The sequence below is a fragment of the Bacteroides sp. Marseille-P8574 genome (genome assembly GCF_902825465.1).
Taxonomy (GTDB): domain Bacteria; phylum Bacteroidota; class Bacteroidia; order Bacteroidales; family Bacteroidaceae; genus Bacteroides; species Bacteroides uniformis.
The window spans coordinates 377,175-402,219 of sequence record NZ_CADEBE010000002.1 but is presented as its reverse complement, the minus strand read 5'-3'; the positions used below and the strand labels follow the sequence as shown (position 1 = coordinate 402,219).

The following is a 25,045-nucleotide window of genomic DNA, read 5'->3' as shown; positions in this document are numbered from 1 at the left end:
TCATAATTTAAATTGATATTGTTTGACGATTTAAATCTATAACTTTTTTTTTAATTCATTGTTGTTTTAACAATTAATTATATTTAGTAAAACAGACACTTACTCTTGTGTGTACATCTCTTGTTTTCCTCATACTCTATGCTTGAATTTATAATGGAAGATAGTTAATATGCTCACGTGTTATCCCAAATCTCAGCTTTCGGTAAACGGAAATTACTTTTGTATTATTCTGCAAGACCTTTAAGAGATACATAAGGCGGTTCTTTAAATCCGTTCTTTTTTCACGTTCTTTAATTCTGTTCTTTCGAACAAATGCACTATATTTGTTTCATGGTGAATCAGGAAAAAAACTTATCTATTGAAACTTTGCGTGGTATCGCTATTTTATTGGTAGTGGTGGGGCATGTCATCGGTTCCGGACCTGGTGGGGGCATGAAAATTGATTTTCCACATCCATTGCGTTATCTTTACGTATGGATAGATTATATTCAGATGCCGTTGTTTACGGCTATTGCCGGCTGGGTTTATGCGTTGAAGCCTTTCTCTGCATCTTCCGGTTTTGGAAGTTTTGTCCGGAAGAAAGCTTTGCGTCTGCTGGTGCCGATGGCGGCGGTGGGCACGTTGTATTTTCTGGTACAGTATCTGATGCCGGGCACTAATAATAAAGGGGAGCTTAGCCAAATGTGGCGCATTTATGTATTCCCTTATACCATATATTGGTATCTGCCGTCGTTGTTCTTGATTTTTGTAGTGCAATGGTGGATGGACAGCCGGAAGTGGATGGACACTCCGGGCAAGTGGGCTGTTTGTTGCATTGTGGCGCTGATTTTCAGTAGGATAAATGATGTATGGATTCTGCATGAGGTTCCCGACCTGTTCAGTTTCAAGGGCGCTTTGGGACAGTTGCCCTATTTCTTTGTCGGCGTGGCTGCCTGCCGTTTTGCTGTGTCGCTCTACAGTCGTCTGGCTGTCAGGCGTGTCTTGCTTGCCGTGGCGCTATGGGGGATTGTCTTGATACAGATAGTGTGGTTCTATCCCGGTAAATACGCCTCTTTGAGCATGTTGCTTTATCCCGTGACGTTGATTCCCACCTTGTTCCTGCTGCTGGCATTGAAGTGGCACAACCGTTTTTTTGTCTGGATAGGCGGCTATGCGTACAGTATTTATCTTTTTCATGGTTTCGGTACTTCCGGTGGGCGGATTATACTGAAAATGATGGGGATTGATGCGATTGTCCCCATATTGCTGTCTGCAACTTTTATTGCAACAATCGGGCCGGTATTAGTAGACAAACTGTTTAACTGTTCCAAAATGCTGCGAATGCTATTTCTTGGAAGGAGATAATGCTCTCAGTCTGTTGCGCACCCTTATCATAAAACGCCGTAGCCACGGGAATGTTTCTCCCGACTTCAGATTATAGTATAGTGATTTGGATTCATAAATCATCTGGAAAGTTTCTGTACAAAGCACCGGTTTCTTGGTCAGGCGGTTGATTTCCGCAGCCTGCGGCATAGAGCTTTCTACAAACAGCATGTAGTCGGTGGATGAACCGTATTCTTTGGCTTTGAAGGAGGCGTGGCAATTCGCCCGTTGGCGTGCAGCCATATCCGGCAGGTCCAGCATGACGAGCTTATTGTATTTCACATGGTTCTTCTGGAGCCAGGCTTCCGTCTCCGGACGGTATTTCTCCAAGCGTGAAGTGACCAGTGTGCCAATGGTGACTTTGGGAATGAATAGCGGAAGAGCGTTCAGCAGGAAATGACGGTACTTCTCGCCGTCATCGTTCTCTTCCGGAGTGGGGTCTGCGCAAAGCACACCGTCGATGTCCATGCACGTTTTTTGCAGAATAGAGTGGTTCATGATGTTCCATTGGAAGAAACGGGGATAATCGACTATTTCGAAAAAATAATCAACAGAATGAGTGTGTAGTGGAACTGCATAAATGGCACAGTATTTGATGTTGTATAAATGTTCTATGTCCTTCAGGAGCTCGCGGCATTTCTTCACAGCTTTTCCCGTGGCTATGCTGTCGTCCACAACCAGTACTTTGTGTATGTGGGTCATGTTGAAAGTTTTCCCCCGTTCTCCGGTCTGATAAATATGCCCGTTGCGGAAAGAATCAATGTCCGTGACGGGCAGGTTCAGATAGAGTGCCAGCAGGTTGGCGGGAAACATGCCACTGCGGGGTACACCGACAATGAGGTCGAAATCCCGTGGCAGAATGCTGAGATGTTGCAGGATGCAATGGTTCAAGTCGTCTATGTTACGATAGTTCATGTAGTTTTCTTCTTTAGGAATGAGTCGATTATTTCATAGATTTTCTTCACGCTATGCCCCCAACTGTGGGTCTCGGCAAAGGCTATGCGCTGTTTGGCCAGTTCTTTGTCGTCAGCTTCGGTCACAGCACGGTCTATGGCCGCAAGCCATTCCTCCGGGTTGATGGCCAGGTGCGTGTGACCTGTGAATATGTTGCGCATGGTGTGGGTACTGGTTGCGACAGTGGGTTTACCCATAGCCAGATATTCGTCTATTTTCAACGGATAGTTGCCGTTGGTAATCTTGTTCACCATTTGCGGATTGATGCAGACATCGTAGGCAGCTATGTAGGCCGGTAATTCGTCCACTTTTTTTTGTCCGGTGAAATAGGCATTTTTCAAACTATGGATACGGTCCCGACGGAAAATGTCATCTTCCGGGCCGGTGAACACAAAACTATAATCGGGACGCTGACTTATTATCTGATAAAGCAGTTCTCCGTCAAGGCGGGTACTGTTTATCGTACCCATATATCCGATGATAGGATGTGGAATATTTTGTACATCATCGGGTGTTCCGTACTCTTTGGCGGGGTCGTATAGCGTCAGGTTTACTCCGGTTTCGATGGGGTAGGTATGGGGATTGTAGGCTTGCAACTCTGCGGCAAAACGGGTGGAGTTTGCCAGAACAATGTCTGCAGAGGCTGCTAATTCCGGCTCAAGACGGGTGCCGTGCCTGCGCCAGTAAGCTTCGCCTATGACGTAGTCGCGCCGATAATAGATGCTGACAGCCGGATGGATATACTCCTTCAGATAGCGGCTGCGGTAAATGTCTGTATCAATGAGGTGAATGTAATTCTTGAAGCCGAGCGCGGTGGCCTGCTCTACAATCCATCGGGCTATGCGGGCATTGTTTTTTCTGTTGACGATATTGAAAAGCGATGCGGGCAGGAAATTGGCCGAGAGCACGGTGAAAGGACAGTCCAGTACCCACATGTTGGCGTTGATTTGCCGGAGTGGTGAAGCCTCTCCTTTGATGACAGCCATACGCCGGATGTAGGATGGAGATTGTTTGTTCCCTCTCAGCCGGATGGAAATGTCCATCGGAGTGTTTATGTAGAGCACCCGGTTCTGCTTTGAAATTTCCAATGCAGTATTCTTGATGGTACTACCTATTTCGATGTCCCATGTTTGCAGGCTGGTGATGATGAAGTCTCTCATGATGTTTGCCGATTACTGGTGAATACTGTGATATATCTTTACATATTCTTCTGCTGTGTGTTTCCAGGAGAACAGTTTTACACGTTCCAGACTGTAATTTACTTGTTGCCGATAGAATGTTGCATCATTCTCCAGACGTAGCAAGGCATCTGCTATTTTTTGCGGTTCTTGAGGGTCGACTAAAATGGCACCTTTACCGGCAACTTCGGGCATTGCCGAAACGTTGCTCGTCACTACAGGAGTGCCGCAAGCCATAGCCTCCAGCATAGGAATTCCGAAACTTTCACGCAAGGAAGGATAGAGGAATGCAAATGCTGCATTATAAAGGGTTACTAAATCTTTGTTGCTGATATATCCCGGATAATACAGGTGTTTTTTTATCCCGGTGATTCCTTCTTGCTGAAGAAGCTGGTCGATATATTCTTCTTTTAAATCGGCAATGAGAAGGGGGCGTTTCGTTTGGGATGCTTGCAGATATAACGCGTATGCTTTCAGGGTACGCGCCGCATTCTTTTTGGGGTCTGTATTTCCAAGAAAGAAAAGAAAGTCCGGGTGCGGTATGTATTTCTGCACAATACTCTCATCGGGTGTTTCCTGCATCGTAAAGTAAGCGCTGTAGCCGTTGTACACGGCTTTAATGACTTCTTTGGGAAGCTGCAAAGCTTCCCGTATGCGGGTACACTCGAACTGCGAAACTGTAATAATCTTTCTTGCTTTCTTCAGGATGCGGGGAACAATCAGGCGGCGGTAATGCCATCCCATTTCCTGATAGAAGGAAGGACTGCGATGCTGACGCGGCTCCAGATAGATAATGTCATGAAGCGTCAGCACCAAAGGGATGGGACACCATAGCGGGGCTGTGTTCGATGTACAATGCAGCAAGTCCGCTTTCAGCTTCCTGGCGGCCCGGGGCAATGCTATCTGCTCCCACAGTGGATAAGTAGGGCAGCGAAGCTCAATGATATGGAGATTCTCCGATTCTTCCAGGCACCGGTCCTCTCCCGGGGCAACGAATACGTAATATTCATTACCGTCTTTCCGCTTTTGCAGTTCTTTCAGTGTTTCCAAGATGACAAAGTCCATGCCATGCTTGTCTTTGCGGAAAATGCGTTGGGCTTCGATGGCGATTTTCATTTTGCTGCCTTTCTTTTCTTTTTTCGTTTAAAGATTCTTGTGATGTGGCTCATGGAAGAGGTGACTACCAATATGGGCAGAGACCAGAAAGCGCTCCGGAACTTGCGGCTGATTTCCCCTTCGGGCATAGCCATCAAAAAAGTGATGAATAAAACGGCTAAAAGTGCATACCATTTTGTAGCAAGCGGCCACTCCAGGAATGTCATTGCCACGGCACATATCGTGATATATAAGATGAGCAGAAAACGGGATGGAAGTAGCCATTGGAATAATTTTTCGCATAAATCCCACTTTCCCTGTAAAAAGGTTATCGGAAATTGTTGCAATGCCAGTATGGAACTGCGATACTGTGAGCCCAGCCAGCGCTGGCGTTCTTTGCTGTACCCCGATGTATCATCCGTCTTTTTGCAATAGCAGACTATTTCTTCCATGTATTCGGTATATATGTTTTCCTTCAAGAGTTCCATTTCTGTAGCTTTGGCCAAATCGCTTCCTGATAATCTGGGAGCGATTTCCTGGAACATTTCAAAATCAAACATCATGCCCGAACCGATGAGGGCGGAGGAGAATCCCAGTGCCGTATGTGCCTTGCGGAAGAGGTGGTTGTTGATTTCTTCGCTGGTGGCGTTTAATACGGCGATGTTGGTATTCAGGTTTTCCGTCATGCGGTGGGCTTGGATGGCATCGCATCCGGAGTAGTAGGCGTTGTTGAAAAGCTCCAATGCGTTAGGAACAACTTTGTTGTCTGAATTGAATATGGTGATGGCATCGTACTCATGAGGAGAATAACGCTCCATAACCTGCTGTATGGCATATATCTTTGTGCAATGCTCTTTATCGGGCACGACAATATTGACCGGCATCTGGAGCAGCGTAACTAAGTCTTCTTCGGACAGTTGTGTGGCAGCTACTGCGATGTCGTATTTTTCTCTCGGATACATCTGCGTATCAAGGAAATGATTGATGGACTCTATCACTTCCTTGCCGTTTTTCAACACAACAAAGAGGACCAGGAAATGATGTTGCTTGGGGGACGGTGGATAGGGATTCTTGTATTTCCGCAAGGAGGCCAATGCATAGATAAACAAGTAGGCTACGGGGATGGCCAGCAATAAGAAAAGAACCGCGTCTGTCATTTGCAAGGCATTGTTGTTCTCGTCCATCCACCAGTCGGGATTGAATATGGAAAAAATGTCGTTCATATATGTTTTCTATTTAATATTTTCTATTTCTTTTTCATTTTTTGTTGGGTCAGCAGTTGGTCGATATGCTCCCCATTAATCAGGACTGACAAAAATAAAATAACCATGAATCCTGTAGGGAATTGGAAGAAAAAAGCATTTCCATAGGCGCTTATCATTAGTCCGAAAATGCCGCAAGCAATGGCCGTGAGTATTCCACGTAGCTCGTTATTCTTAATCCGAAACATGATAAGATAGCAACCTCTTAACAATGTACTGACATATATGGTAAGAAAAAGCACTAATCCTACAATACCGGTTTCCATCCATATCTTGACATAAAAAGAATCATGGGGAATGAGTGTTGTGAGACGGGAACCATATTTTCTGGCTTCTACCCCTCCCAAACCGAGTCCTTCTCCGAAAGGTTTGTATTTTAGATATTCAGCCAATCTTTTTTGGTTTTCTTTGCGGACAGTGTATGAGGCATCTTCTGTAGGTCTGAAAGCTGTGCGCATGCGTCTGATTGAAGAGTTACTTTCACCGATATAGGTATGGGCGAAAAAGATATAAAAAAATAAGCCGAATATGACTGTAGCTCCCATGAGCTTGATATTTTTACTGAGGAAAGTAAACAATATGCTTCCTCCGATGGGGACAAACAGTGCACCGCGAGTTCCGGAAATGAACAAGGCATATATGGAACAAAGGGCAATAATTATATAATAGAGTCTTATGAAACGTTCTTTCACGAAGATAGCCGAGATACCGAACAGAATGGCAGCAAAACCCATGTTGGAACCGAAATTTCCAGCATCTGTGAAAAAGGAAAAATATCGGGTGACATCGGATAAAAGGTGTGTCTTGTACATTTCCGTTTCAATCAGCATGGTTGTTTCTGTCTCATCAAAACCTACATATTTCTGGTAAACAGTTTTGGCTACGGCTGTCAATGTGAATATGGACAGAAAAAGCATAATGATGCGCAATCGCTTATAGGAGGTCATTGTTAAAACGCCAATTAATGACATGACAAGGGTGCTGTATATGATTCCACGAGAGTAAATCCAAGCTTCCGTGAGAGCTGTTGGGTTTATGATTTCAGCCGCAGTATATATGGCCCATATGCAACCTCCAAACGTCAGAATATTTTTGGTGTATTTCCATGCAATCTTACCTTGTTGATGATAGGAATATATCAAAAGTGTTATAAGCAGGGTGACGGTTGCAACATCATACCAGACACTCAACCCACTACCTTGCGTGTATCTGTACCAGGGAATGAAAAAGTAATTGAATGTGAATAGGAAACATACACCGGCAAAAGGGTTTCTTAATGCTTGTATTGCTATTATCAAGAAGAAAGGGGAAAGGCAAACGTATGCAATGATATCCCAAGTACTGAATAATATGCTATAGATGAGTGCACCCAGTCCGATGATGAACACTAATAATGTTACCGCCAAGGGAGATATGCTATGTCCTTTGATATCCGTTTGCATTTATTTGACAGCTGCTGATTTTGATGTTAAACCTAATTGTGCCAACCGGCTGAAGAAACTGTGGACCGGAGTATGAGGAGGTAATTCTCCGGTAAAGCTTTCAACCACTTCGCGGTCTGCATTGTTGAGATACATAAATAGAGGAGTTCCTTCCAATTCTTCCTTTAACGGTTTCAATCGGGTGTCGTCATCTCTGCCCCACAATCGGGCAGCGTTGGCTATCAGCAAATTGAAATCTGCTTTTTTCAATACCGACATAGGTAAAGTGGCGGTACTGACAGCAGGATATTCCACTAAAATAATGTCCGGTATTTCTTCTGCTTCATTTAAAGCCCAGAAGTCAGACAATTCTTGAGCTTGTACATATCCCTTGTTTTGGGTGTCGAAATCGTGGTCGTATTTTACAAGGCGCACTTTCATACCCTCAGTTTCCCAGTAATCGATGAAATATTTGGCAAGGAATGATTTCCCTTCACGTTTCTCCATGCTGAGCAGGTTTATGACGGTGGGACGATCCGGATGTAAGTAGTTGTTGAATTGTCGGCAACTGTAGGCTGCGGCAAGCCGGTTGCAAGCCTTGAGGAATCCACGGAATTTTAAGTTGCTTACACCGTTGAATGCTGCAATGACAGATAGTCCGGTCAGACGTTTGCTGCGGTCAGGGTCTCGGAGAGTGCGGTCTAACAATTCAATCAGCAGGAAGTAACCGCTTATGAATATTAAACTGCCGAAGAATGCCGCAAGGACGTAGATAATTCTTTTTCTGCCATTGTCTGTCAGCGGATACTCGGGTGATGCTATGACCTGCAGGTTGGCAGTTGTCATCTTGATATTCTGCAAACGGAGGTGTGCTTCAGCAAGGCCTCCTATTTGTCGGCGGTAATTGTCTTCGGCAATGCCTACGGCACGTTCTTTTCGCTTGATTTGAGTGCCTACGGGTGAGAATTCCCGGTATTGGCCGATAATGTCCCGTTGGCGGTCAACCAATACTTTCACTTCAGCTTTGGCTTTCGCCTCATTGATGCATGCCGTCAGCCATTCTGTCACCATTTCTCGAATGCCTACACCCTCCTTGGAGAAACCATACTCGTTTAAATTATCGGAGAGATGGCTTATTTTTTCTTCTGCCTTTTGCAGAGCATCTTTTTCTCTTTGAAGTTTATCACTTTTCTTCTGACTTTGTTCTGTGGTAAAAATTTCTTGTTCGAGAATGCTTTGGTTCAAGGTGCTGACTTTTTCCAACTCTTGTAATAAATTCGTATTTGTGCGTATAATCTTGGCCCGTATGTCCATTTTATTCTCTAACATTTGGTGCAAGGCTACTGCACTTCCATAATTTCGTTGCACTGCTTCCATACGGTCGTCTGTCGCATATTTGGTCAAAGCCAATGCCTTGGATTGTTCGTCGTAGTTGATGACTTGTTTTTGAACACTATAGTCTGTCAAATCATCTTCTTCTGCAGTAAGTGCTTTTTTGGCTATTCGCACTTGTTCTTCAAAATAGGCGATAGCACTGTTTGTGGCACTGAACCGGAGTTGCTCATAAGCCTTTAACAGTTCATCTTCCAATATCTTGAGGGTGTTTTGCGTAATACCGGGATCGGAGGAGGTATATACCAATTCTATCAGGTCACTGGTACCCAATCGTTTAATGGTGATTGAATTTAATGCGTTATAGCTATAAAACGGATAAGGGCGGTTGAATATGGAATAGACAAAATTGCTACTGTTCTCCTTTCTGTAATTCATTAAATTAGTTACGGTTTTATCCAAAGAGGAACGGTCTACCAAAGCCAATACTTCTTTTGGAAGGATTTGGACAAGTTGTCTGTAATGTTTGGCTTGAATGTACATATTGTCTTTCCATTCATCACCGTGTACAAGATTGGTTGCAAGCAGTCGAACGGAAACCTTTGCCAAAGTGTTTTTGGACTTGCCAATATTAATGATATTGTCGAAAGTACTGTTGATGTTGATAAGCTGGCTTCCATCCAAATTGGTACTATTGGTTACGCCTGCATATAAACTACTGTTTACCGTATAACTGTATGGTAAAAATTGGGTAAAGTATATGACCAATGCCGTAACAAGAAGACTTCCCCACAATAACCAATAACGGATGCGGTAAAAGAAGCTTGCCAAAAATTGTACTATATTCATAATTAGTTTACTTGTCTGTTATAACTTTTACATTAGTCAACATTTCCAATAATACAATTGAATTGTGTAAAGCTACACGACTCTGCTCATACGTGGTCACGGCACCGGTGCGGCGCGCACGCTCTAAAGAAAGTGCAATGATGTCGATGGCTCCTTGTATGAAATTGTTTTCAGATATTTTCATTTGTGCATTATACAAGGCAGCCGTTTCTGCTTTGGCTTTGATGGTGGCTAATTGTTCGGTAACTGCATTGTAGGCTTCCAAGACCTTTAGTCTCCGTTCTTCCATGACATCTTCTTGTACATATTGCAATTGTTCTATCTGGTAGCGATAATCTTTCAGTTTCAACGGACGGTTGAATAGATCACCCAGGCTGACACCGACGCTGGCCCCGACATTGAAGTTGTGCTGGGCACTTGACATCGTTGTCTGGTACATAGGGGTGAACTCGTCACTGGCATTGCCTATGATGTTGTAGCGTCCGTAAGAATAGTTACCGTTCAGCCTGAAGTAGTTCCACCAATTCCTTTTTTCCAGGCGATATTGGTTCTTGACTTGCTCTACTTGGGATTGGGCTCTTTTTACTGACGCATTCTCTGTTACTGCATCAAGAAAGACGGATAGAGGAGGCAACTCTAAATTCTCAATATCTATTGATGTCTTCGAACTGATTAAACCCAATGTGTTGACTTCTATTTTTTTGTCCTCCATTTTGAGCTGTTCCAATATCTTGATGCGCTCCTCCCGTGTCAACTCCTGCTGCGCAGCCACAGACAAAGACACCCCCAACAATCCTAAGAGGATTACACTGTAAATGATGGAACTGATATATCTTTTTATTGTCTCTAAAGCCATATAATTCCTGTTATCTTTATTTTATACATTCTCTTTTTGTACAAATGCCGTCAGCGTTTTGCACAGTATCTTCATGTCCAGCCAGAATGAGAATTCTTTGGCGTATTTAATGTCCAGTTGTTTGCGTTCTTCGGCCGACATCTTCCCGGCGCCACCTCGTTTCTCCACTTGCCACAGTCCTGTCAGTCCGGCAGGGGCCATGAAGCGTTCGATATATGCGTCGCTGGTCAGCAGCTCGGCTTCGTAGAGGGGGAGCGGGCGGTTGCCCACGATGCTCATGTCCCCTTTGAGGACGTTGAACAGCTGCGGCAGTTCGTCAATGCTGTACTTGCGGATGAAACGGCCTACGCGGGTGACACGGGGATCGTTCTCTATCTTGACAAACGTATTCTGTTTTTCTTGGGCCTTCTTTTTAAGGAAATCTTCTTCGGAGATGACAAAATCGTCCGAAATCAGCAGGGTAGCCTCCTCTTCGGAAGTGCCGGTCAGGTCGTCGAAGCGGATATCGGGCTGCTCGTCCGTAAGCTCTTCCTCTATCTTATATTGGTTGAGGGCATTCAGTTCTTTCAGGCGCTTGTCTGCATTGGTGTACATGGAGCGGAACTTCAAGAAGTTGAATATCTGGTAGTTGCTGCCTACACGCTGGGATTTGTAAATCACTTTGCCTTTACTCTCCATGCGGATGGCTATGGCTGTGGCAATGAGTAGCGGAGAAAGCACAACGAGCACTGCACACGCAAACAGTATATCGAAGATACGTTTCCACATAGGCAGGTGGAAGGTGTTGAATATCTTACGGTGTGACTGGCTGAATTCCTGCAGTTTGTGCTCCTTGCGCAACCGGAGGAATTTCGTCATTTGCTGGAGGCTCTCTTCGCTGGCCATAGGGGAAAGGGTGTTGTTGACACCTGCCTGCAGATAGAGCTTGCGGTGTTCCTTCTGCAACCCTTCGGTGATGAGGATGATGTAGACACGGGGGAAGCGCTTGTGCAGGAAAGTGATGTCCTGGCTGTCCTTTTGAGGGGTACTTTCTTCGTAAAGAATGGATGTGTTGTACCGTTCGCGGATACCGTCGATGACTTTCGCCGCTTTGTTGCAGGATGAAACAGCCATGAACATGCCTCCCGCAATTTTGCTCAAGTGGCCGATGGTGACGCGGTTGCTACCTATGTAGATATAATATAACATATCCATTGATTTTGTTGTTTAGAGAAATTTCTTGATGCGGGCCTTCAGCTCCATAGGATTGAAAGGTTTCAGTATGAAATCCTCGGCTCCTGCTTCGAGCAGGTTGATGCGCTCGGTGGTACTTTCCTCACTGGAAAGCATCACAACCGGAATGTCCTTGAACAGTGAATTGCCTTTCAGATATGCCAGAAATTCACCTCCGGTCATTTTGGGCATGCGTATGTCCGAAATGATGAGAGCGGGCTCGTTCCCCTCATTCAGCCATTCTATGGCTCTGACGGGATCTTCGAAATAGACCAGCTCATTTTCTTTTCCTAAATAGACCGAGAGTACCTTGCCTATGGCAGGTTTGTCATCTACAAATAATATTTGTTTCATTGCTTATGATAATTGTTTGCTATATTTATCTATATACATTTTCTTCTACCGGGTGTTCGTACCATTCCGTATACTGGGTTCTGTCTTGGGCCCAATAGATGAATTCCGGATATGCGCTTGCTTCGGGGATATCAGTGCGTGAAATATTGATGGTTTCCTTGGGATAGCGGAAGCCATACGGCACGCAGATTGCCCATGTGTTGTTGCCTGCTAAGTCAAGATTCTCTTGCTGTATGGTTCCGGCGGCAGTGGCGCCATATCCCCAAAATTCGTAAAGATGAACTTCCATGCGTTGTTCCATGCTTTTATATTGATAACAGATGAAGAAGTCCAGATTGTCTTTTGAGAATAGGGGTTCTGTCCGGTTTTGGTCTGCCAGTTCAATAATGACTTTATAAGTATACTCTTTGGCGGTCACTCCAATGCCGGTATTTACCATCTTACCCGATTCAACTCCAAATACATTGTGTACTTCGCCTGCGATGGGGATTATGACATTCGGATCGGAATCTTCCATATAAGTAGCGTTATTGTACCTGAATTTGTTGTACGAGCTGTTGAATGACTCCTGGAAACGCGAATCGTCGCCTCCGGTCTTGATTTCCCGGATATCGGATTTATTGATTCCGGTAATCCGGAGCCCTACGCCCAACGGCTTGCTTGCTCCTGCCGCAGCAAGGGTCACGTCGAGCTGTATGCGCTTGATGTGGTTCGTCTTTTTCTCGCGGTGATAGTAGGTCTCCACGTCCAAGACCACGTCGTTGAAGTCATAGTCGCCTACCAACGGGAAGTTGTCTTCGAATACGTACGTATAGGAGACTGGGTCTGTAGGGGGCTCTGAGCCGGACTCGTTCGGAGTATTGCCTTCGCCCGTGCAGTCTCCGGCGGGAATGGTGATGGGGGATTCTCCCCATTTGGATATGGTTCCTTCGGTGTTCTTGATGGCATCAAGGAATTTGGCTTCCCACCAGATGTCCTCAGTGATATCATCGTCAATTTCTTTCACTTCATAATGAATGTTTCCCTGGCTGGAAAAATTCCCTATATCTTCAATTTTATTGATTTTTACCAGTGCATATTCATTGTTTGAGCCCATAAATTGTGCTTGTGACAATTCTGCTTCATCAAGTACGGTTATCATGGAGTTGTCACCCATTGTGATTCTGGTGTTGTAATTGTTGCTATGGTCCCCGAAATCCTCTATCTCTGCAGAAGAGGTGTCTCCCATGTTCAGTGTGCCTACAAATTCTTCCGTATATAGATAGCATCCGTTGTCTATAGTGATGTTGCTGTGGGTTTTCCCGATGTAGGCTTTGCCCTGGTTGATGAATTTGCATCCGCTGTCGAAATTCATTTCATCGACACGTACGGTACCGCAATTATAGAATACTCCTCCCTGGCTGACATGGAAATCATCTATTTCTATGGTGCCGGCATTGTAGTTGTAGCTGCCTCCGGATGCATTGGTCAATTCGATGTCGTTCCCTTTGATGGTTCCACCCGCGTAGACGATAAACCGGCTGGATTGCACTAAAGTGAAGGTGTGCTCGTCCGGTATCACGATTTCCCCTCCGTCAATCACATAGAATTCGAAGCCTCGTTCAACGGTCATGTTGTTTCCATTGGGTTCCCAGCTGCCTTCAATGATGATGATGGCCGGATTGTCACTTCCCATGCCGTCCTTGCTGATTTTATTCCTATATATATTGTCTTTGGAGATTTTGTAGGCTTTTCCGTTTTGAAAATCGGTATTCGGCCTTATTTCTTCGGCGCTTGATAGCATTGCGGTGATTTCCGCCTCAGACTTTTCCGGTGAATAGGTCTCGATGCTGACACTGCGCGTCCATGCGGTACGTGTAGTTGCAAGGGAATTGCCGAAAGCGGCATGGAGCTGACCGTTTTGGATGGATACATATTTTACTATGTTGCGGCTGTGTGTATCGGTGCGGCACACAAAAGCGCTCGTCAGTACAGAAGGGCAGTCCATGACGGTAGTAAATACTGTTGTATTATTGGCGGTGCCTTCTGCCAGCAGTTTGGCAGATGACCGGCTGATTAAGGGGTTCTTGTCGTAAATACGTATGGTATAGTCGATGCCGGTATCTTCGGATACAGAAACATTGACCCGGACCTGCTGAGTCATTTTCCAATCCATAGCCGGGTCTATGTTCTTGACCGGAAACCTGTCTTGATAGGCTGCTTTCACTTTTTCGGGGTTAAAAACATCGTCTTTACAACCCTGCAGCAGTATGCCTACTGTAAGAATAACAAGTGGCAGAAAGCGTTTGTATAGGGTATTTTCTCCCATATTTTACATTTGTTTTGCTTGATTGTAAGCAAAAGTACGTTTATTTAAACTAATAAGCTTTATTAATGGGGGATAAAAGCATGGTGATTAACCCTTTTTAACGCTTTTGTGCGAATAGATAAAACAAGTTTATTTTGAAAATTGTCAATATAACTATATACCCTCTGTGTTGCTGCTTTACTGAATCTTGGTGATTTCTCCTGCCAGGTCGGAATTCATGCGGTGGCGGATTTCGGCTTGGTCCAGTCCGTGTCCCAGGAGGAACATGAGTTTGGTGACGGCACATTCGGGGGTACTGTCATAGCCGCTGATGACACCTGCCTGGAGAAGTTGCAGACCGGTTTCGTAACGTCCCATCTCGACGGCGCCACTTTGGCATTGGGTGATGTTGACGATGACAATGCCACGTTCGCTGGCTTCTTTCAGCTGGCGGATGAACCATTCTTTCTGGGGGGCATTGCCGGAACCGAAGGTCTTGAGGACAACAGCTTTCAGGCCGGGAACATGAAGCACGGAGTTGATGATGCTTTCCTGGATGCCGGGAAAGAGGGTGAGCACTACGACATTGGTGTCGAAAAGGTAGTGCGGCTTCATGGGGCGTGACGGGTCGGGACGGTGGATGAGGTGCTCGTTATAACGGATATGGATGCCTGCCTTTGCCAGTGCGGGATAGTTGAAGGAGCGGAAAGCATTGAAATTCTCGGCATTGATTTTGGTGGTACGGTTGCCCCGCATCAGCTCGTTCTCGAAGAAGATGCACACTTCGGGGACGATAGGAGTACCGTCCGGATGCTTGGCGGCGGCTATTTCAATGGCGGTGATGAGGTTCTCTTTCCCGTCGGTGCGCAGGGTGCCGATGGGAAGCTGGGAACCGGTGAGGATGACCGGCTTGGAAAGGTTCTCGAGCATGAAGCTGAGTGCGGAGGCTGTATAGGCCATCGTATCGGTACCGTGCAGGATGACGAAGCCGTCGAAATTGTCGTAGTTGTAGTTGATGATTTTTACAATCTTTGCCCAGAGGGAAGGTTCCATATCGGAAGAGTCGATAGGCGGGTCGAACTGATAGGAAGAGATGCGGTAGTTGAAGCGCTTCAGTTCGGGGACATGCTGCAGCAGTTGGTCGAAGTTGAAGTTCTCAAGCGCACCGGTCTCGGGATTTTCTATCATTCCGATAGTTCCACCAGTGTAAATCAATAGTACGGAAGGGCAATCGACTTTCATAAATTTCGTATTTGGGTTCTTTTTGGGGTACAAAGATAGCGAAAAAAGTCATGAGTGATATCACTCATAACTTTCTTACCTCTTCTTTCAACTGCCTGATAGCTTTTTCCGCATCTCCTTCCTTCTCGTTGAGCAGCGTGACGAAGCGGCTGCCGATGATGGCACCGGATGAATGGGTGCAGGCGGCATCGAATGTCTGCTTGTTGCTGATGCCGAAGCCTACCATGCGTGGATTGCGCAGGTTCATATCTTTTATCTTCTTAAAGTAGGCTTGCTTCCGGGTGTCGAAGTCTTTCTGGGCACCGGTGGTGGCGGCACTGGACACCAGATAGATGAAGCCGTCGGTGTGGGCGTCTATTTCGCGGACGCGGGCTTCGCTGGTTTCGGGGGTGATGAGCATGATGACACGGATGTCATACTTCGAGGCGATGGCTTTGTAACTCTTTTCGTAATCGCGGAAAGGGAGGTCGGGAATGATGACGCCGTCGATGCCGCATTCCACGCACTTCTGGCAGAAGGCTTCGAAGCCGAACTGCATGATGGGATTGAGGTATCCCATAAGGACAAGCGGGATGCGGACATCGCGACGGATGTCGCGCAATTGTTCGAAAAGCAGACGGAGGGACATGCCGTTGTGCAGGGCGCGGGTGGCGGCATTCTGGATGACAATGCCGTCGGCCATGGGGTCACTGAACGGAATTCCGATTTCAATCATGCTGACTCCGTTTCTTTCGAGGGCACGGATAACGTCGGCAGTACCGTCGAGGTTGGGACAGCCTGCACAAAAGTAAATGGACAGCAGATTCTTGGGGCTGTCCTGGAAAAGTTGGTTAATGCGGTTCAACATACTATTTACAATTTTACAATTTACTATTTACTATTTGGCTGCGCAATATATGCTGCATGTTACGATTTACAATTTTACAATTTACAATTTACTATTTGGCTGCGCAATGTACGCCGCATGGCAAATTGTACATTGTACATGGTAAATCGTAAATCGTCAAATAGTAAACCCATCGAGTTCTTTCAGGAAGTTTGAGATGCGTTCCACATCCTTTATTCCCGGTGTCGTCTCGAAACGGCTGTTGATATCGATACCTGCGAAATAGGGGTGGCGGAACTCCCGCAGGGCTTTTACGCTGTAGGGGTTGATGCCGCCGCTGAGCAGGAACGAGGTGGGACCGTTGTAGCGGTGCAGGAGGTTCCAGTCGAACTGGTTGCCAGAACCGCCGTACTGCGGGGTCTTGGTGTCGAAGAGGTAATAGTCGCACAGACCATTGTAGGCAGATACGGAAAGCAGGTCCTTGGGCAGCAAGATAGAGAAAGCCTTGATGAGGTGCAGGCCTGCATTGCGCAGGGAACGGCAGTACTCGGGAGCTTCATTGCCATGCAGCTGGATGTAGTCAAGGCCGAAACGGTCGGTATACATCAGGATGTTTTCCTTACTTTCGTTGACAAAGACACCGACGCGCTTGGCGCAGGCTGGCAGATACCCGGGCATCTGGCACAGACAACGGGGAGATTTGGGGTAGAAGATAAAACCAATCATATCTACACCTTGCAGTTCTACATTGCGGATGTTTTCTGCTTCGGTCATTCCGCATACTTTGATGAGAGGAGACATTTTATTTACTATTTACTATTTACTATTTACAATTTGGCTGCGCGATGTAACGCTGTATGAGAGACTTTTGTATTTACAATTATCAACTTTCAACTTTCAATTATTAATTAAGAGACTGTCTTGGATGAACTTTTTCAGGGTTTCGCCCGGGTTGGCTGTTTTCATGAAGGTTTCGCCGATGAGGAAACCGCGGAAGCCGGTGGCACGCAGGCGGCAGATGGTTTCGGGGTCGGAGATGCCGCTTTCGGAAACAAGGAGCGGGGATGCCGGTCCGTGGGTGGCTTCGCGCAGTTGCCGGGCTATCCGGAAGGAGTTTTCCACATCGGTGACGAAAGAGCCGAGGTTGCGGTTGTTGACACCCACCATGTCGACCTCCTTATTTATATAGGAGAGTTCCGAAGGGCTGTGGATTTCGAGCAATACCTCCAGCCCGAGTTCGTGGGCTTGGGCGGTGAGGGTGTTGCACTGCTCCGGACTGAGGCAGGCGGCAATGAGCAGTACGGCGTCGGCACCTACGATGCAGGCTTGCAGAAGCTGGTACTCGTCGATGATGAAGTCCTTGCGCAGAATGGGGATGCGGACGAGCGGACGGACCGTGCGGATGTCGCGCAGCGTACCGCCGAAGAACTTCTCATCCGTCAGGATGGAGAGGGCGGCGGCGCCGGCGGCTTCGTAGGAGGCGGGTATTTCCTCTGCTTGGGCAGCCTCGTTTATCCAGCCTTTGGAGGGTGAACAGCGTTTGAACTCGGAGATGATTCCTGTAGAAGAAGCGGCAAGGGCCTGCTTCATGCTGCGGCGGTGGACCGCATTCTCCCGGATGATGACTTCGGCTTGCTCCTGCAACTGCTTCGGAGAGACGGTTTGCTTCTGCAGTTCAATCTCTGTTTGCTTATGGGCGATGATTTCGGACAGTATATCTTTCATTGCTTCATTTATTAATCTCGATAAATTTTTTCAGTGTAGCCAGCGCCCGTCCGCTATCCAGTGATTCGCGTGCGATGGCGATGCACTCTTCAATCTCTTTCTGCGGCTCCATCACCTGGATGGCAAAGGCGGCGTTGACAATGACGCATTGCGTTTGTGCAGGTGTGGCATGCCCCGTAAGGATATTGTCGAAGATGCGGGCGGCATCTTCCTTGCATGCGCCACCGAAGAGTTCTTCGGGACGGGCATCTTTGAAGCCGAGGGCCTGCGGACGGTAGATGCGCTCGTAATTGCGGGTCATCACCTTGAACTCGTCCGTCAGGGAGATTTCGTCGTAGCTGTCGAGGCTGTTGACTACGGCAAAGTCAATGCCGAGCTTATAGAATACGTTGGTGTATAGGCGCATCTGCGAGAGGTCTGCCACACCGAGCAGCTGGTATGCCGGGCAGCATGGATTCACCAGTGGGCCGAGCAGATTGAACAAGGTGCGTACTCCCAGCGTCTTGCGTACGGGACCGACAAACTTCATCGCCGGGTTGAAAAGTTGGGCATGAAGGTAGGCGATGTTGCACTCCTCCATGCTGCGTTTCAGCGTGTCGGGGTTGTTGGTGAAGCGTACGCCGTGCTGCTCGATGACATTGCTGGCTCCGCTCACGGAAGTGGCTCCGTAGTTGCCGTGCTTGGCAACCTTGTAGCCGGCTCCCGCCACTACGAAGCAAGCGCAGGTGGAGATGTTGAAGGTGTTCTTTCCGTCACCGCCCGTACCTACAATGTCGATGGGGCGATAGGGGGCGAAGTCGATGGGAAGGCGTGTCTCCATCAGTGCTTCGCGGAAACCGATAAGCTCGTCCACAGTGATGCTCCGCATCTGGAAGGCAGTGAGCAAGGCTGCTATCTGCGCCTCAGGATACATTTCCTTGGTGATGTTGAGGAGGATTTGTTTGGTTTCCTCCGACGTGAGCTCTTCGTGATTGAAGAGACGGGTGAGTATTGCTTTCATCTATTTATTTACGATTTGACGATTGAATTTACTCTTTTTCTGAAGTGCCTCATTTGAAAAGCCAGTTTTTTACGATTGTTTTTCCGTCGGGTGTCAGTACCGATTCAGGATGGAACTGGATGCCGTGTATGTCATACTCCCGATGTTTCAGCGCCATGATTTGTCCTTCGGGGCTGATGGCGGTAATGGCAAGTTCGTCGGGAAGCTCCTTCGTATCCACTACCCAGGAGTGGTATCGTCCGACGGGAATCCTATTGGGTAAACCGCAGAAGATATAGTCTTCTTCGAGAGAAATACCTTTATAATCCTTTCCCCCTAATCCTTCATCCCTTGTCCCTAGTCTTTCCTCCTTCCTCCTTATCTCCGTCTGTACCCCATGGAGCACCTCTTCCAGATTGACCAGCTTTCCACCGAACGCTTGTCCGATGGCTTGTTCGCCCAGACAGACACCGAGTATGGGTTTCCGTCCGGCATAGGTGCGGATGACATCCAGCAACAGTCCGGCTTCCTCGGGGACACCGGGGCCGGGTGAGAGGATGATTTTATCGTATGGCTCCAATTCTTCGAGCCGGAATTTATCGTTGCGCAGCACATCCACTTCTGCGCCAAGCTCTTTCACCAGATGGGCAAGGTTGTAGGTGAAGGAGTCGTAATTGTCTATGATAACTGTTTTCATCTTTTGTATTTACAATCTATTTTATTTACTATTTGACGATTTACGATGTACGATTGAAGTTACTTTATTTACGATGTACGATTTGGCTGCGCAATGTACGCCGCATGGCAAATCGTACATCGTAAATCGTCAAATAGTACATGAACTCACATTTTTTCCGCCATCTCAATCGCCTTTTTCAGTGCGCCGAGCTTGTTGTTCACCTCTTGCAGTTCGTACTCGTCGTTGCTCTTGGCTACGATGCCGCCGCCTGCCTGGAACCAGAGGACACCATTGCGGCTGACAAAAGTACGAATCGTAATCGCCTGGTTCAGCGAGCCGTTCAGTCCGATGAAACCGATGCAGCCTCCGTAGGCTCCACGGTTGTGCGGTTCCAGCTGGCTGATGAGCTGCATGGCGCGTACTTTCGGGGCGCCGCTCAGGGTACCGGCAGGGAAGGTGTCGATGAAGGCCTTGACGGGGTCGGCCTCTTCGCGGAGCGTTCCGCTGACACGGCTGACGAGGTGGATAACATGGCTGTAATACTGCATCTCCTTATAGAAGTCCACCTTTACATCGTGGCAGTTGCGGGAGAGGTCGTTGCGGGCAAGGTCCACCAGCATCACGTGTTCGGCGTTCTCTTTGGGGTCGTCGTGCAGGTACCGGGCATTGAGGGCGTCCTGCTCTGCATCGCCGGTGCGCTTCGTGGTTCCGGCAATGGGGTCAATATAGGCATGGCGGCCTTCGATGCGGCAATGGGTTTCGGGAGACGAGCCGAAAATGCGGAAGCCCCCGAAGTCGAAATAGAACAGATAGGGAGAAGGGTTGATGCTGCGCAGGGCACGGTAGAGCTTGAAGTCATCGCCCGTGAAACGCTGCTCGAACCGGCGGGAGAGGACTATCTGGAAAACGTCGCCGCGCAGACAGTGGGCGATGCCCCGGCGGATATTCGCCTTGTGCTCCTCGTCCGTAAGCGGAGAGGTGGTGGGGCCGATGGCGCGGAAATCGTAGGCGGTGTAGTTGCGGTTATGGATGGCCTTCTGCACCTGGTCCAGTTCGCTGGTCTCGCCGGGCGCCAGCATCTCGAGGAGCAGCATCTCATTCTTGAAGTCGTTGAAGACGATGAGGTACTTATATAATATGTACAGCATGTCCGGCGCATCGTTGGTAGCTTCGCGGCTGTCCTTCACAGGGATATTCTCGAAGTAGCGGACCGCATTGAAGGAGGTGTATCCGTAGAGTCCGCAGTAATTGCTGTATTCGCCCTCCACGCGGAAGTGGGCAAGGAAATCGTTCAAGGCATTCTCTACCCGGTATGCATCGGTTATGGGATGCTCTTCGCGGCTGTCGTCCGGCAGGCGGAAGATAGCCGTGCCGTGGTCTATGCTGACACTTGCCAGCGGACACAGAGCGATGAACGAGCGGTTGTTCTCACTGCCGTGATAGTCGGAACTCTCCATAAGTGCGCTCTGCGGAAAGATGTCGCGCACCTTCAGATACGTGCTCACCGGCGTATGCAAGTCACCGAGCATGGTGCGGCTGACTGTTTTATAATCATATTGTTTCATTGTATCTTGTATTTTATTTCATTGTATCTCGTATTTTCAAATAGCTCATCACTTATCACTTATAACTCATCACTCAAATACGTCTCTATATCCTTATCCCCCCGTCCCGACACCGTCAGCACCACCACGTCCGTCGGCTTGAACCTCATCTTCTCCAGCGCACCCAGTGCGTGGGCACTTTCCAATGCGGGGATGATGCCTTCGAGCCGGGTCAGTTCGTAGGCGGCGCGGATGGCTTCGTCGTCGTTGACGGCGAGGACGATGGCACGCTTCTGCTTGGCAAGGTTGGCGTGCATGGGGCCGATGCCCGGATAGTCCAGTCCGGCAGAGATGGAATAGGGCTCTTCTATCTGTCCGTCCTCGTTCTGGATGACGTAGGTGCGCGAGCCGTGGATGATGCCCATCTTGCCGAGGGCGATGGTGGCGGCTGTCATTCCCGTTTCAATGCCTTTTCCTCCGGCTTCGGCGAGGACGATTTGCACGTGCGGGTCGTTGACGTAGTGATAGATGGTGCCGGCTGCATTGCTTCCTCCACCTACGCAGGCGATGAGGTAATCGGGGCAGCTACGTCCTTCATGCTCAAGAAGTTGTTTCCTGATTTCTTTGCTGATGACAGACTGCAGGCGTGCCACCATGTCGGGGTAGGGATGCGGGCCGACGGTGGAACCTATCACGTAGTAGGTGTCCGACGGATGGCAGCACCAGTCGCGGATGGCTTCGTTGGTGGCGTCCTTCAACGTCATATTGCCGCTGGTGACGGGAACGACGGTGGCGCCGAGCATCTTCATCTTCTCCACATTGACGCGCTGGCGCTCTACGTCGGTCTTACCCATGTAGACGATGCATTCCATATTCATCAGGGCGCAGACGGTGGCTGTGGCAACGCCGTGCTGTCCGGCTCCGGTTTCGGCGATGATGCGGCGCTTGCCCATGCGGCGTGCCAGCAATACCTGCCCGATGCTGTTGTTGATTTTGTGGGCACCGGTGTGGTTCAGGTCTTCACGCTTGAGGTAAATCCGGCAGCCGTACTTCTCGGACAAGCGGTGCGCCAGGTAGAGTGGGGAAGGGCGTCCCACATAGTCGCGCAGCAACTGGTCGTATTCACGCTTGAAGTCCTCACTTTGCAGCACCTTGAGGTAGGTGTTCTGCAACTCTTCTACACATTTGTGGAGGATTTCGGGAACGTATGCCCCGCCGAACTCTCCGTAATAACCTTCTTTGTCAACTAAGAAATTCATCATGTTATTTACTATTTGACGATTTACTATTTACTATTTCAGAAATCAAAACGCATTATTGCTTAAACGAAAAAAGCCCCGTCGCTTGGTGCGACAGGGCTCTTTTTGTTTTTTACTATATATTACATATATACATACGAGCGCTGCTCCCTTACGACTGTCGGAGTTGTAACGGGTGCCACCACCAATATGTATTTACGAACATTGTTTTCATTGACTTTTTTTGTTTTATCAGCGGCAAAGACAGTGCAAACCGAATGTATAATAAAATGAACTTGTTCATTTTTTATGCTGAGGTGCAGCCTGTCTTCGTTTTCGCGACAAATATAAGCACTTTGTTTTAACTGCCAAAATAAATATGACTTTTTTCCCGGATTAAAACATTTTTCTTGAAATATTGTTCTTATAGGTGTAGTAAAAACGAATATTCATTCAAAAAAAGAAAGGAACAGACTATGAATAGAAAACATTTAGTTGCCATAGGCGTGGTTATTGCTGTACTATTGTTATTATACTGGCTCTTTGTGGCCGAAGATATGAATGCCTGGCTGAATGTAAACTGATTTTTCGGGATTTTCATGTGGAGTTATTCGGATAAAGATGTATCTTCGCAAAAAAACATAGACTCATGAAAGGATTAAGTTACTCATTTTTGCGTGCAATATGTGCACTGGTTATCGGTTTGGTGCTGGTGATGTTTCCCGACCAAGCCGGTGATTATTTTGTGATTACGATAGGTGTCATCTTCCTGGTGCCTTCGCTCATCAGCATCATAGGCTACTTTGCACAGAGCACGGAGATGCGCCGCCGCTTCCCTATCGAGGGAGTAGGCAGCCTGCTGTTTGGCTTGTGGCTGATTATTATGCCCGGTTTCTTTGCCGATTTGCTGACATTTGTATTGGGATTTATCTTGGTGATGGGAGGAGTGCAACAGATTGCTTCGCTTTCCGCTGCCCGTCGCTGGATGCCGGTACCGGGAGGTTTTTATGTGGTTCCGGTATTGATTCTGCTTGCCGGCTTGGTTGCGCTGTTTAATCCTACGGGAGTACGTTCCACGGCATTTATCATTATCGGTATCAGCAGTCTGGTCTATGCGGCTTCGGAACTGCTGAACTGGTTCAAGTTTACGCGTCGCCGTCCCAAAGCACCGGGTACAAAGGACTCCTCTTCAAGAGAAATCAATAACATTGAAGATGCTGAAATCGTAGAATAAAAAACAGACCATGCGTTGGTTGTAAACAGATGGTCTGTTTGCCCTGAACGCATGGTCTGTTTGCATTGAATAGATGGCCTGTTTCAATCAAGCGGACCATCTGTTCTTTTTATTCTTGCAGCCACTTGTTTATCAGTGAAATGGCTTCTTGCTTTTGAACGTCGGGCAGTGTGCCGATGCGTGCCCGATGGCTTCCGCCGGGCTCTACGAATACATGGATGTTCTTCTTCCCTTTCAGCCAGGTCACTCCGGCAGCCGTCCACGGGTCGTTCTGTCCGTAGATGAATATCATTTTCGGGTCATTCTCTTTCAGGAACTTCGTGATTTTCTTGCTTAGGGTCTTGTCGAAGGGCATGTCTTTCAGCTCTTCGGGAAGCATCAGGCGATGCAGGTAACCCTTGCTCGATTGGATGGAAAGATACTTCTTGAAAGGTTTCGTATCGTAGCCATAATAGCCCAGCTCGCGGGCGGCCTGTACGAAGAACGAGGCTGTGGGACTGTCGGCAATGAAGTAGTCGGGATTACTGATGTCGAGCAGATGGGCAAATATCTCATCGTCCGAGGCCGTGGTTGCGGGAATGCTGCTGACGGGAGTTCCCCACTGCCAAAGGGCAAAAGAATACTCCAGCACGCAATAGTCGTATATCTCTTCAACGGGCGCACGGAACTTGAGTCCTTTTTCATCGCAATATTTCTCAAAGCGGGGGAGCAGTGCGGCTTTCCGTTTCAACACTTCCAACTGGAAGTCCTCAATCCGTTTGCGGTCCTCCGGAGTAGACACTTTCCTGAGGAAAGGCTCGTGGCGTCCGTCTTCCACCCCGTAGCAGAGCGGAGCTACATAAGGCACGGAAATATCCACGTCGTCCGGATAGAACGTGCGGTAGAGCAGGGTAGTCTGTCCGCCCTTGCTGATGCCGGTCGCAATCCATTTGCCGGGATAGATGCTTTTAAAGGCGTTGCGGACGGCGTGCAGGTCGTCGGCAGAATTCTCGGCGGTGAGGTATTGCCAGTCTTTAGGCTCAGGGGTGGATTCCAGGAAATAACGGTATTCCACAAAAATCATGTTGGCATCGAGCAGCTCTGAAAGTTCCTCGCGATACTTGGGATTGAGGGCATAGGCGGCTCCATAGCCTTCGGTTACAATCACCGTGGGACGGTCGAAGCCGACGTGGGAGACAATCACGCGCTGGCGGAAACTGCCCTTTTCGGGACAACGGTGGTCCAACGGCTGGGTAAAATAGGTTACATACTTCTCGGAGAACCGGGTGGACTCCAACGGACGGGTTTCCGTAATGGCGGAAATCCGACCCAGTTTTTGCTGCAGATCGGTTTGTGCCGGGGCAGCAGCCGAAACGAACAGCAAGGCAAACAGCAGGAACGCTGCATAGCAGTTACGTAAATTCTTCATGATGACAG

21 protein-coding genes are annotated in these 25,045 nt (G+C 47.9%); 2 read left to right on the top strand and 19 right to left on the bottom strand.

The genetic code is table 11. From position 1 onward, the window contains the following. The first annotated feature begins 330 nt into the window (after positions 1-330). Positions 331-1,344 (top strand): acyltransferase family protein, encoded by a 1,014-nt coding sequence (locus HUX74_RS13970; protein WP_171030453.1) that lies wholly within the window; start codon positions 331-333, stop codon positions 1,342-1,344. Here the strand turns inward: HUX74_RS13970 and HUX74_RS13965 are convergent. The 18 genes from HUX74_RS13965 to trpB all read right to left on the bottom strand — a co-directional run bounded on the left by HUX74_RS13965 (position 1,324) and on the right by trpB (position 22,416). Then, a complete protein-coding gene (locus tag HUX74_RS13965) occupies positions 1,324-2,277 on the bottom strand; it encodes a phosphoribosyltransferase (protein ID WP_117964519.1) in 954 nt (317 codons plus the stop codon). The two genes, HUX74_RS13970 and HUX74_RS13965, sit on opposite strands and share 21 nt — an antisense overlap. Continuing rightward, positions 2,274-3,476, bottom strand: coding sequence for a glycosyltransferase (locus HUX74_RS13960; protein ID WP_174646889.1), 1,203 nt, complete (start codon positions 3,474-3,476; stop codon positions 2,274-2,276). Before HUX74_RS13960 ends, HUX74_RS13965 begins: the two co-directional genes overlap by 4 nt. A 12-nt stretch (positions 3,477-3,488) precedes the next feature. Continuing rightward, positions 3,489-4,610 carry a glycosyltransferase family 1 protein gene (locus tag HUX74_RS13955; protein WP_174646888.1) on the bottom strand — a complete coding sequence of 374 codons (1,122 nt, stop codon included), beginning with the start codon at positions 4,608-4,610 and terminating at the stop codon, positions 3,489-3,491. Beyond that, positions 4,607-5,812, bottom strand: coding sequence for a glycosyltransferase family 2 protein (locus HUX74_RS13950; protein WP_174646887.1), 1,206 nt, complete (start codon positions 5,810-5,812; stop codon positions 4,607-4,609). Before HUX74_RS13950 ends, HUX74_RS13955 begins: the two co-directional genes overlap by 4 nt. A gap of 23 nt (positions 5,813-5,835) precedes the next feature. Beyond that, positions 5,836-7,293, bottom strand: a complete 1,458-nt coding sequence (locus tag HUX74_RS13945) for an O-antigen ligase (RefSeq protein ID WP_117601350.1) — start codon at positions 7,291-7,293, stop codon at positions 5,836-5,838. Continuing rightward, on the bottom strand, positions 7,294-9,453 hold the full coding sequence (locus tag HUX74_RS13940) for a hypothetical protein (RefSeq protein ID WP_174646886.1): 2,160 nt from the start codon (positions 9,451-9,453) through the stop codon (positions 7,294-7,296). A 7-nt stretch (positions 9,454-9,460) separates the two neighbouring features. Next, a complete protein-coding gene (locus HUX74_RS13935; protein WP_119961505.1) occupies positions 9,461-10,309 on the bottom strand; it encodes a TolC family protein in 849 nt (282 codons plus the stop codon). Between the two features lie 21 nt (positions 10,310-10,330). Further along, positions 10,331-11,497 carry a sugar transferase gene (locus HUX74_RS20955; protein WP_131226401.1) on the bottom strand — a complete coding sequence of 389 codons (1,167 nt, stop codon included), beginning with the start codon at positions 11,495-11,497 and terminating at the stop codon, positions 10,331-10,333. 18 nt (positions 11,498-11,515) lie between these two features. Continuing rightward, positions 11,516-11,875, bottom strand: coding sequence for a PleD family two-component system response regulator (locus HUX74_RS13925; RefSeq protein WP_119961506.1), 360 nt, complete (start codon positions 11,873-11,875; stop codon positions 11,516-11,518). A gap of 25 nt (positions 11,876-11,900) precedes the next feature. Further along, positions 11,901-14,183, bottom strand: coding sequence for an LruC domain-containing protein (locus tag HUX74_RS13920; protein ID WP_174646885.1), 2,283 nt, complete (start codon positions 14,181-14,183; stop codon positions 11,901-11,903). A gap of 177 nt (positions 14,184-14,360) precedes the next feature. Continuing rightward, a complete protein-coding gene (gene ansA, locus HUX74_RS13915; RefSeq protein WP_087333088.1) occupies positions 14,361-15,404 on the bottom strand; it encodes an asparaginase in 1,044 nt (347 codons plus the stop codon). A 64-nt stretch (positions 15,405-15,468) separates the two neighbouring features. Further along, a complete protein-coding gene (gene trpA / locus HUX74_RS13910; protein WP_131225275.1) occupies positions 15,469-16,251 on the bottom strand; it encodes a tryptophan synthase subunit alpha in 783 nt (260 codons plus the stop codon). Positions 16,252-16,407: 156 nt separating this feature from the next. Beyond that, positions 16,408-17,031 (bottom strand): phosphoribosylanthranilate isomerase, encoded by a 624-nt coding sequence (locus HUX74_RS13905; RefSeq protein ID WP_174646884.1) that lies wholly within the window; start codon positions 17,029-17,031, stop codon positions 16,408-16,410. Between the two features lie 96 nt (positions 17,032-17,127). Continuing rightward, positions 17,128-17,955 (bottom strand): indole-3-glycerol phosphate synthase TrpC, encoded by an 828-nt coding sequence (gene trpC / locus HUX74_RS13900; RefSeq protein ID WP_174646883.1) that lies wholly within the window; start codon positions 17,953-17,955, stop codon positions 17,128-17,130. Between the two features lie 4 nt (positions 17,956-17,959). Then, positions 17,960-18,955 carry an anthranilate phosphoribosyltransferase gene (gene trpD / locus HUX74_RS13895; protein ID WP_005837316.1) on the bottom strand — a complete coding sequence of 332 codons (996 nt, stop codon included), beginning with the start codon at positions 18,953-18,955 and terminating at the stop codon, positions 17,960-17,962. A 49-nt stretch (positions 18,956-19,004) separates the two neighbouring features. Further along, positions 19,005-19,631: an aminodeoxychorismate/anthranilate synthase component II gene (locus HUX74_RS13890; protein ID WP_174646882.1), complete on the bottom strand. Its 627-nt coding sequence runs from the start codon at positions 19,629-19,631 to the stop codon at positions 19,005-19,007. A 146-nt stretch (positions 19,632-19,777) separates the two neighbouring features. Next, positions 19,778-21,178 carry an anthranilate synthase component I family protein gene (locus tag HUX74_RS13885; protein WP_119961512.1) on the bottom strand — a complete coding sequence of 467 codons (1,401 nt, stop codon included), beginning with the start codon at positions 21,176-21,178 and terminating at the stop codon, positions 19,778-19,780. Between the two features lie 59 nt (positions 21,179-21,237). Then, the gene (gene trpB / locus HUX74_RS13880; protein ID WP_174647333.1) at positions 21,238-22,416 is read right to left on the bottom strand and encodes a tryptophan synthase subunit beta; all 1,179 of its coding nucleotides are present in this window, start codon (positions 22,414-22,416) and stop codon (positions 21,238-21,240) included. A 628-nt stretch (positions 22,417-23,044) separates the two neighbouring features. On the opposite strand from trpB, the gene HUX74_RS13875 reads away from it, so the two are divergent. Continuing rightward, the gene (locus HUX74_RS13875) at positions 23,045-23,629 is read left to right on the top strand and encodes an HdeD family acid-resistance protein (protein ID WP_174646881.1); all 585 of its coding nucleotides are present in this window, start codon (positions 23,045-23,047) and stop codon (positions 23,627-23,629) included. 109 nt (positions 23,630-23,738) lie between these two features. Here HUX74_RS13875 and HUX74_RS13870 read toward each other — a convergent pair whose 3' ends face one another. Then, positions 23,739-25,037, bottom strand: a complete 1,299-nt coding sequence (locus HUX74_RS13870) for a S28 family serine protease (protein WP_174646880.1) — start codon at positions 25,035-25,037, stop codon at positions 23,739-23,741. Positions 25,038-25,045: the final 8 nt, after the last annotated feature.

What these genes read in the sequence shown, in the direction of transcription:
- trpC (WP_174646883.1), bottom strand. Translation starts at nt 17,955, where the DNA reads ATGAAAGATATACTGTCCGAAATCATCGCCCATAAGCAAACAGAGATT.
- HUX74_RS13960 (WP_174646889.1), bottom strand. Translation starts at nt 3,476, where the DNA reads ATGAGAGACTTCATCATCACCAGCCTGCAAACATGGGACATCGAAATA.
- HUX74_RS13945 (WP_117601350.1), bottom strand. Translation starts at nt 7,293, where the DNA reads ATGCAAACGGATATCAAAGGACATAGCATATCTCCCTTGGCGGTAACA.
- trpA (WP_131225275.1), bottom strand. Translation starts at nt 16,251, where the DNA reads ATGTTGAACCGCATTAACCAACTTTTCCAGGACAGCCCCAAGAATCTG.
- HUX74_RS13935 (WP_119961505.1), bottom strand. Translation starts at nt 10,309, where the DNA reads ATGGCTTTAGAGACAATAAAAAGATATATCAGTTCCATCATTTACAGT.
- HUX74_RS13890 (WP_174646882.1), bottom strand. Translation starts at nt 19,631, where the DNA reads ATGAAAACAGTTATCATAGACAATTACGACTCCTTCACCTACAACCTT.
- HUX74_RS13925 (WP_119961506.1), bottom strand. Translation starts at nt 11,875, where the DNA reads ATGAAACAAATATTATTTGTAGATGACAAACCTGCCATAGGCAAGGTA.
- HUX74_RS13920 (WP_174646885.1), bottom strand. Translation starts at nt 14,183, where the DNA reads ATGGGAGAAAATACCCTATACAAACGCTTTCTGCCACTTGTTATTCTT.
- HUX74_RS13950 (WP_174646887.1), bottom strand. Translation starts at nt 5,812, where the DNA reads ATGAACGACATTTTTTCCATATTCAATCCCGACTGGTGGATGGACGAG.
- HUX74_RS13970 (WP_171030453.1), top strand. Translation starts at nt 331, where the DNA reads ATGGTGAATCAGGAAAAAAACTTATCTATTGAAACTTTGCGTGGTATC.
- ansA (WP_087333088.1), bottom strand. Translation starts at nt 15,404, where the DNA reads ATGAAAGTCGATTGCCCTTCCGTACTATTGATTTACACTGGTGGAACT.
- HUX74_RS13905 (WP_174646884.1), bottom strand. Translation starts at nt 17,031, where the DNA reads ATGTCTCCTCTCATCAAAGTATGCGGAATGACCGAAGCAGAAAACATC.
- HUX74_RS13875 (WP_174646881.1), top strand. Translation starts at nt 23,045, where the DNA reads ATGAAAGGATTAAGTTACTCATTTTTGCGTGCAATATGTGCACTGGTT.
- HUX74_RS13885 (WP_119961512.1), bottom strand. Translation starts at nt 21,178, where the DNA reads ATGAAACAATATGATTATAAAACAGTCAGCCGCACCATGCTCGGTGAC.
- HUX74_RS13870 (WP_174646880.1), bottom strand. Translation starts at nt 25,037, where the DNA reads ATGAAGAATTTACGTAACTGCTATGCAGCGTTCCTGCTGTTTGCCTTG.
- trpB (WP_174647333.1), bottom strand. Translation starts at nt 22,416, where the DNA reads ATGAATTTCTTAGTTGACAAAGAAGGTTATTACGGAGAGTTCGGCGGG.
- HUX74_RS20955 (WP_131226401.1), bottom strand. Translation starts at nt 11,497, where the DNA reads ATGTTATATTATATCTACATAGGTAGCAACCGCGTCACCATCGGCCAC.
- HUX74_RS13955 (WP_174646888.1), bottom strand. Translation starts at nt 4,610, where the DNA reads ATGAAAATCGCCATCGAAGCCCAACGCATTTTCCGCAAAGACAAGCAT.
- HUX74_RS13940 (WP_174646886.1), bottom strand. Translation starts at nt 9,453, where the DNA reads ATGAATATAGTACAATTTTTGGCAAGCTTCTTTTACCGCATCCGTTAT.
- HUX74_RS13965 (WP_117964519.1), bottom strand. Translation starts at nt 2,277, where the DNA reads ATGAACTATCGTAACATAGACGACTTGAACCATTGCATCCTGCAACAT.
- trpD (WP_005837316.1), bottom strand. Translation starts at nt 18,955, where the DNA reads ATGAAAGCAATACTCACCCGTCTCTTCAATCACGAAGAGCTCACGTCG.